This is a genomic window from Flavobacterium sp. UGB4466, from assembly GCF_903469665.1.
Classification (GTDB): domain Bacteria; phylum Bacteroidota; class Bacteroidia; order Flavobacteriales; family Flavobacteriaceae; genus Flavobacterium; species Flavobacterium lipolyticum.
Window position 1 is genome coordinate 1 of record NZ_CAGKLC010000146.1, and the last position, 7630, is coordinate 7630.

Below are 7630 nucleotides of genomic sequence, written 5' to 3' on the forward strand. Positions count from 1 at the left end.
CATCTAAATTCGGTACCAATCATTTTGTATACCGATTTCCATTGTGCTGAATTTTTATTTAAAAGATTAGCTTTGTTTCTAGATAAATATCTAGCAATTTCATAAACATTATGAAAACCATTATATGAATTTTCAGATTCTGTAAATGACTCTATTGCAGCGTTAACATCTTTGTTGATTAAAAATTTAAAACCCGCTAATTCATATTTCTCAGCATTTATAAAATCTTTATTTGAACTCATTCGGGCTTCAATCTTAATTCGTTCATTATTTAAAGAATCTATTTTTTTTTCATTATTTACAGAGTCTCTTCTAAATTCTTTTACCAACTTATCAATAACAATCGCTTTGCTGTAATCTTTATTTATAGTATCTAGATAATTCCTCCATGACTTTTTGAGTCTATCATTTGGTGCCACTGTTGCAAAATATCGAACTAATTGCCGTCTCTCCTCCAGTTTATCTAAATCTCTGACATCTACTGAATATTTTTCAAAATATTTCATTTCTTCAATAGCTTCTCTCCTTTCCTGATAAAAATTTGCTACTATAATAGCTACTGTTGGCAGAGAAAGGGTCACTAATGCCCATTTGAGATACTCGATAAACTTATCAATTTTATCATTTTCTAAAGTTGATTTGTTAATCAATTTATATACTATAAAAACAAATGAAATACCCACTAGTACAACAAATAGATATAGTAAAAGCGAAACCAGACCAATGTTTGACATATTTTAAATAAATTAAATGTTAATTCATACACTTCGTATAAACATTTTGCTATCGTTAGTAAACCTTTATTTTTTTGGTTCTAGAAGACTTGAATGTATCCATCCCTCTATTTTTATGCTATGTTTCCAATCCTTGATATCTTTAATATCATTCACTAAGTAAACTTTAGACCATTGTCCAAAAGTTTCAATTAATCCAACTTCATAGCCGTTTTTTAACGTTCGGATTGAGCTTGACGTTTTGTCGGGTTTTGTTCTAAATTCGGCAACTCCATCAGAGACTGAGTTCACCAGAAAGATCTTTCCGATATTGTCTGTTTTTCCAAAAACATTTGTTTTAAACTCATCCCAAGGGAAAGCAGGTCCCGGATCCGGTTTTCTTGCCGGTGAGATATCGTCGTGTCCAACTACAAAGGATAATTGGTAGGTATCAATCAGGAGTTTGCTTAATTTTGAAACTGCTGCTATCTGAGCATCTGTATATTTAAACCAATACTGATTTTCTTTACTGTCCCAAAATTTATGTTTGTGTTTCAATTTTACAATTCTGTCTTTTTCTGACGCAGGATATGTTTTATAACTTGGCGTTCCGTCTTTTTTCACCCCTTCTCTTCTCCTAAAACTCCCATCTGTTAACTTCTCACAGAATCCGACATTTACGATTTCAATACCAATAGCATACTCATTCATTCCCGTTCTACCGTCCCAACTACTGTAGCCGGCATGGTTGCATCTGGTGTTAAATGGAGCAAGCTGCGTAATCGTTCCATCAAGATCAATTACAATATGAGCGCAAATCCGGTCAGTATTTCCTTGTGCTGCGGTTTGTTTAAAATAGGTTATTGCCCCCGATGCTTTATCGCCTGCCGTGTAATGTATGATTAAATATTTTGGCGAAATTTGATATTGAAAATTTGGGGTGGGATCTTTTACTATTTTTTCTGCTTGGCTTTCCTGAACAAGCCAGTTTTTGTCAATTTTCATAAGGATTTGTTTTTTAGAGTTTGAAATAGGATAGTTTCTAAACAATACCTTCAATTTGCATTTATGGATGATGAAGCCCTAAATACTTACCTCTTTACGCATAAAATCAATAGGATTAAGTCATTGTTTAGGATTAAAAATGAGTAGTAGCGTCCGTTACTTATCATTTTATAAGCAACATAATTTAAAACATTAAAACTTATCAAATATACTGACAATCAGTATTTTACAAGCGAGTATTTATACGTGATTTAAGGAACGGATTTGCCATTGAATTAATTCGTGTTCTGATTTTTGTTTTCCGGTAATTCATTCGTAATTCAGTTCTTTGCGGTTGGGCTTTTGCCCTTTCAGGGCGTAAACAATACGAATAACTATTGATAGTGCGTTCCACTATGCTATTGCTTTTAGGCTTTCAGCCTGCCTGGTCTTAGAGTTTTAGTTGTAATTCGTATTACTTCGAAGTAAGTACGCATTAGTATTAAATTGCGATTTACTCGGCTAATTGCTCTGAAAGAGCTTTAGCATTAACATAGTGTAACGCACTATAATCTAAATTCATGACCAATATCGCCCTGAAAGGGCAAAAGCCAATGCAAACCCTATAAATTCTAGTATAAAAATACTCCCTCTTCTCTAAAAATAACATGCAAAAAAGGGTTGTCTTTATCAGACAACGCGTATATATACTGGTTTTCATATTATATCTTTTGTTTAGTTTTACCGCTCAACTTTAAAAAAAACATCAATAAAAAACATCAATAAAAATATTACCTATGAAAATAATTGCGCTTGAAGGACTCCCAAATACTAGAAAAACGACAACGATTGGACTATTCTATCAACTGTTATTAAATGTTGGCACATCTACAAATAAAAAGCGTTTAGGAGGTGATCCAAAAGATTTTTCGGATATTGTGATAAATTACAAGAATTTAAAAATTGCACTATTTTCTATGGGAGATAACTCCACAGCAATTTCGCAGGCTATTGTACATTACAACAATCAAAAGTGTGATCTTTTTATCTGCTCTTTAAGTGCCGGGACTCCTAAAATAAGGGCAAATAACCGAATCAATCGATTTAACAATACGAGAATTCCAAAATCAATCACTTCTCAAATCCTAACAGAAAGTCAGACCAATAACAATGATGCCAATAGAATCTTTGCTCTAATTTAATAGTAGTTCCACTCCATTTCTACAAAGTATGAAGACTTTGTAAATATTAAAGTATAATTTTGTCTAATAACGGGACGCTCTCGGCAGCAAGAGATAATCAATTTTCTACGATTTTCATTTCGTTAAAAATTATTTGTTTCAGAAAAGCCTATAACAGCCAAACGGATAAAGACATTGCCTACAACAAAACCAAACTATGAACTATTACGCGCCATTTATAACTTTACTAATTGCACTATTAGCTTTCCATTTTTTATTCATCAAATGTTTTCCTCAAGGAAAGCGATTTTGGAAAAAAGTTGATTACGCCTGGGTTTCTTTAGGAGTAATTGGAATATTTGGTGCCACTTTTTCATTAAATAAGGAATACTTTACTGCACTTACTCCCTGGCATAAAAAATCACTAGAATTGGTATATGCTGAATATATGGAAAGGCTTGAAAATGAACGAAATTATTTTTTAGACAAAAATGGTTTTGACTATGCGAGATTTACTGATAAGGAACAAGCAAAAAGATATATTCAGGTGGGAGGAATTTATGACAGTCTTTTAAAAATGTCTCAGAATTATCGAGATAAAATACTTGTTGAAGAAGAGTTTGCTTATGTTGATTCTCTTTCCAGAAAGCACAATAATGCTTTTGCAAATATCAATGATGATGAGCATTTAAAAAGAAATCATGAGTTATCGACTATGATGGTAGATCGAATAGTGGAAGAATCTAATGAAATATCGGTGGCTAAAGAGCAATCTAGAAGAGGAACCTTTAGTTGGATGTTATTGTTTATCTCTCCGTATCTTTTTGCATTGGCAATAGCGATCAGAATTACAAAAGTTACTGCTGAGTTAAAAGAAATTAAATAATAATTACTATTACCCTACTATACGAAGTCGAGAGGCTTCTAAAAAGATGATTTTAGATTGAAGATTAACGATTGCAGATTTCTGACCTGGTATTGGTAAATACCGGGATTGCCTATTCTATACATCTGAAATCGAAAATCGTTAATCAAAAATCAGCAATCCTTTTTAATTACTTTCCTTAACTTACTGCTATAATTATTCCGTAGTTCCAAATAGAAAAAACGGTTTAATCCACCACAATTTCATCTACAAACAACCACGAACTTGAACCAGTTGGGCTCTTTTTTAAATTCGTAGCGAATACTTTTACAAACCTGGCCTCTTGTTTTTTAAAATTGATTTTGAAATCTTTCAGCTCTGAATTCACATTTACAGCAAACGGGCGTAGTATCTTTCCAGCTTCTTTGTAATTACTGCCGTCCTTAGAGACTAAAACGGTTAGTTGTATTGGAAAATAAATTCCGGCACCCTGGCTCTCTAAAGTTCCAACAGTTACTTTTTCGATGTTTTGTTCTTTTTCAAGATCGATTACAATTTCCATGTCCTTAACCAACCATGCCTGCCATTGACCGTCATGAAAGTTTTTAGACCCTCTGATGGTATTGACCATTCCGAGAGGTCCATCTCCTTTGTAACTTTCATTATATGGTATCGCATAATTGACCTTATGCCCTACCGCTTTATGAAATACAATCGTATCGGAAAATATTCTTCCAACCGGTTTACTATTTTGAAACAAAGACGCTTTTAGAATTGTAGTTTGGTTAACGGGGATAGGCTTTTCATATTTTATAGCCTTATCGTTAATATTTTTATTTCCTAAAACATAACGAATATCGGAATTTGGAAATTCATTTTTAAGCGTAACATTAATCACCTTTTTGTCTAAATCAGCCATAGCAGAAGCTGTAACCAGATAAGCGCTTTTGGCATAATTAATCCCTAAATAATCGTAGCGTTGCAACAAAGAAGGCAATCTGTAGGTAAAATTACTCCAATTTCGGTTTTCCTTTGCACTCCACAACGCTTCAGACAAAGCGGCCAATCTCGGAAAGATCATATACTCGGAAGCTTTTGGATTGGTGATGTATTCTGCCCATAAATTAGCTTGACCGCCTAAAACATGACGGGCTTCTTGTGGAGTCATGGTATCGACAATGGGGTCAAACTCATAAACTTTGCTTAACGGATTAAAAGCATCAAAAGCCAGAGGCTCTTCGTTTTGAGGTCCCTGATAAAAATTAAAATAACAAGGTGATTCGGGCGACATGATGACGTCATGGCCTTGTTTTGCGGCTTCAGTCCCTCCTACCGTTCCTCTCCAGCTCATTACAGTAGCCTCGGGAGCTAAACCGCCTTCGAGTATCTCGTCCCAGCCAATTATCTTTTTGCCTTTAGAATTGATGTATCGCTCCATTCTTTTTACAAAATAGCTTTGCAGTTCGTGAGCGTCTTTCAAGCCATTGTCCTTCATTCTCTTTTGGCAATTCGGACATTTGTCCCAATTGGTTTTAGTGGCTTCATCACCGCCAATGTGGATGTATTTTGATGGAAAAATGGCAATAACCTCCTGTATGACGTTTTGCAAAAATTCAAAAGTAGTTTCTTTCCCGGCACAATAAATATCCGTAATAGGCCATAATCCACCTGATGGAACTCCGATTCTCTGGTTGAAACAAGCCAGTTCAGGATAAGCTGCAATGGCAGAACTCACGTGTGCCGGCATTTCGATCTCGGGAATGATTTCTATATTTTTTGCAGCGGCATATTTTACAATTTCCTTTAGCTCTTCCTGGGTCAGAAAGCCGCCATACGTTCCTTTTTCCTCCGGATTGGTTAGCTGTCTTGCATTCCAGGGCGCATTTTCCTGATCGACTCTCCAGGCACCCATTTCGGTCAGTTTTGGGTATTTTTTAATCTCAATTCTCCACCCCTGATCGTCAACCAAATGCAAATGCAAAACGTTCATTTTAAGCATTGCCAATCGGTCGATAGTCTCAAATATATAGTTTTTATCAAAAAAATGACGCGATAAGTCCAGCATCAATCCTCGCCATTGAAAACGGGGTTCATCGGTAATCGTAAGATTTGGAATTTCCCATTTCACCCCTTTAATGCTGCTTTTACTTTCAATCTCTTCGGGAAGTAATTGTCGGATGCTTTCTAAACCGTAAATAAAACCCGCATTTCCTTTTGCCTTAATGCTAACGTTTTCTTTATTTACCTCCAACAAATAAGCTTCATTCTTTAAAGTTGCATCCTCTATAAACTGAACGTAATTACTTTTGGGAGTCTTATTTGAAATTTCAGGGCGAAATCCTGCTGCACTTCCGAATTTGTTTATTAAAACCGTAGCGATTTCTTTTTGAGCGTCATCCTTTACCACAAATTTAGTCGTTGCAGAAAACTGAAAATTACCTTGTTTAAGAACCAATTGTTTTGGTTTCGGAATGATTTGAATCCCTTTTTCTCTATTTACTTTTTGACTGTAAGCATTGCTTAAAAGGGTCAAAAAAAACGCAATAACAACTGGTTTTAGTACTCTCATTTTTTATTTATTTTAAAGAGGATAACGTTTTAAATTGATAAAGATAACCTTTGTCTCTTAGTAAATCAAACTGAAAAATCACGTTGTAAAACAAGCTATCTGCGATTTAAGAGCGTGGTTTGGGTAAATTTCTGTCGTACATAATGATCGTTCCTGCAACAGCCACATTTAAACTCTTTACGGATTTAAATTTTACTAAATGATGGCATTTCTCCATTACTTTTTTGGATAAGCCATGATCTTCGGCTCCCAATAAATAAACACAGCGTCTTGGATGTTCGTAGGTCTCTAAGTCGGAGGCATTTTCGTTTAGTTCGACCCCCACTAATCGTGCTCCTTTAGGTAAGTTGTCAAGAAAAGCTTCAAAGGTATCGTAATGGAAATACGGAATTGCTTTTACCGCATCGTGGGTATCACAGGCTTGTTTGGCATATCGATTACCGATAGTAAATATAAATGTAGCTCCCAGATTTTGAGCCGATCGCCACAGTACACCCAAATTCTCAGGCGTTTTACCATTTTGTATCCCTATGCCAAAATATTCGTTTGTAAAATTATCATTCATAAGGGCAAAAATACAAACTATGTGAAATAAAAAAAAAGTTCTTTTTTATACCTATAATCTATGTTTCTATGCGTTAATTGCTTTTTTTTGTTAATTGTACCCAACGACTTAATTTTAAAGAACAAATATTTATGAATACCCTGAGACTTTTATTTCTTTTTTGCTTCCTGACGATATCAAAGAAATGTTATGCCCAAGATTTATTGTTAAAAGATCTGGACAATGATACTATAAAAGATGAGATACTCTTTGATAGAAAAAATACTCAAATAATCTGTAAACTATCCTCACAGAATTCATTACCTATTAAAAGCAAAAAATTAGATGATTTAAATGATACATCAGGAATTGAATTGACAAAAAATGGTTTTCAATTTTATAATCATTCAATGCGATCCGGATACTATTGTCAATTCAGATATAACACCGCACAAAATAAAATTGAGCTAATTGGAATGAGTAGATATAGTGATGGTAATGCAGCGCAAGATGGCAGTGGGGAATCCAGTGTAAATTTATTGACACATCAATATATTGGCGAATGGATTCGCGTTGACCTTAAATTAAAAAAACGTATAAAAATTCCAACAATTAAGAAATCCTATACAACAAATAAAGTTTATCTGCAGCAGTTCAGTGTTAAGCAGCCTGATGATTTTGTCGAATTTTGCGATAATATAAGAAATAACATGGTGTATTGAATATAAATTAGTTTTTCAGTCTCAGTCTCAGTCTCAGTTTTCAGTCTCAGTT

At 34.4% G+C, this 7630-nt stretch carries 7 protein-coding genes; 3 read left to right on the plus strand and 4 right to left on the minus strand.

Annotation, left to right across the window (positions count from 1 at the left end; translation table 11 throughout):
* Both JO950_RS20360 and JO950_RS20365 read right to left on the minus strand, forming a co-directional pair.
* Positions 1 to 734 (minus strand): hypothetical protein (locus JO950_RS20360; protein ID WP_202704271.1); only part of this gene is annotated, 734 nt, incomplete at its 3' end.
* A 66-nt stretch (positions 735 to 800) separates the two neighbouring features.
* Complete coding sequence (locus tag JO950_RS20365) at positions 801 to 1718, minus strand: N-acetylmuramoyl-L-alanine amidase (RefSeq protein WP_202704272.1); 918 nt, start codon at positions 1716 to 1718, stop codon at positions 801 to 803.
* A 776-nt stretch (positions 1719 to 2494) separates the two neighbouring features.
* Between JO950_RS20365 and JO950_RS20370 the strand changes: the two genes are divergently transcribed.
* Positions 2495 to 2899, plus strand: a complete 405-nt coding sequence (locus JO950_RS20370) for a hypothetical protein (RefSeq protein ID WP_202704273.1) — start codon at positions 2495 to 2497, stop codon at positions 2897 to 2899.
* A gap of 196 nt (positions 2900 to 3095) precedes the next feature.
* Positions 3096 to 3764 (plus strand): hypothetical protein, encoded by a 669-nt coding sequence (locus tag JO950_RS20375; RefSeq protein WP_202704274.1) that lies wholly within the window; start codon positions 3096 to 3098, stop codon positions 3762 to 3764.
* Between the two features lie 226 nt (positions 3765 to 3990).
* On the opposite strand, the gene JO950_RS20380 is transcribed toward JO950_RS20375, so the two are convergent.
* Together JO950_RS20380 and JO950_RS20385 are read right to left on the minus strand one after the other, a co-directional pair.
* On the minus strand, positions 3991 to 6312 hold the full coding sequence (locus JO950_RS20380; RefSeq protein ID WP_202704275.1) for a family 20 glycosylhydrolase: 2322 nt from the start codon (positions 6310 to 6312) through the stop codon (positions 3991 to 3993).
* A gap of 106 nt (positions 6313 to 6418) precedes the next feature.
* A complete protein-coding gene (locus JO950_RS20385) occupies positions 6419 to 6877 on the minus strand; it encodes an RNA methyltransferase (RefSeq protein WP_202704276.1) in 459 nt (152 codons plus the stop codon).
* A gap of 131 nt (positions 6878 to 7008) precedes the next feature.
* Between JO950_RS20385 and JO950_RS20390 the strand changes: the two genes are divergently transcribed.
* Positions 7009 to 7578, plus strand: a complete 570-nt coding sequence (locus JO950_RS20390) for a hypothetical protein (protein ID WP_202704278.1) — start codon at positions 7009 to 7011, stop codon at positions 7576 to 7578.
* Positions 7579 to 7630: the final 52 nt, after the last annotated feature.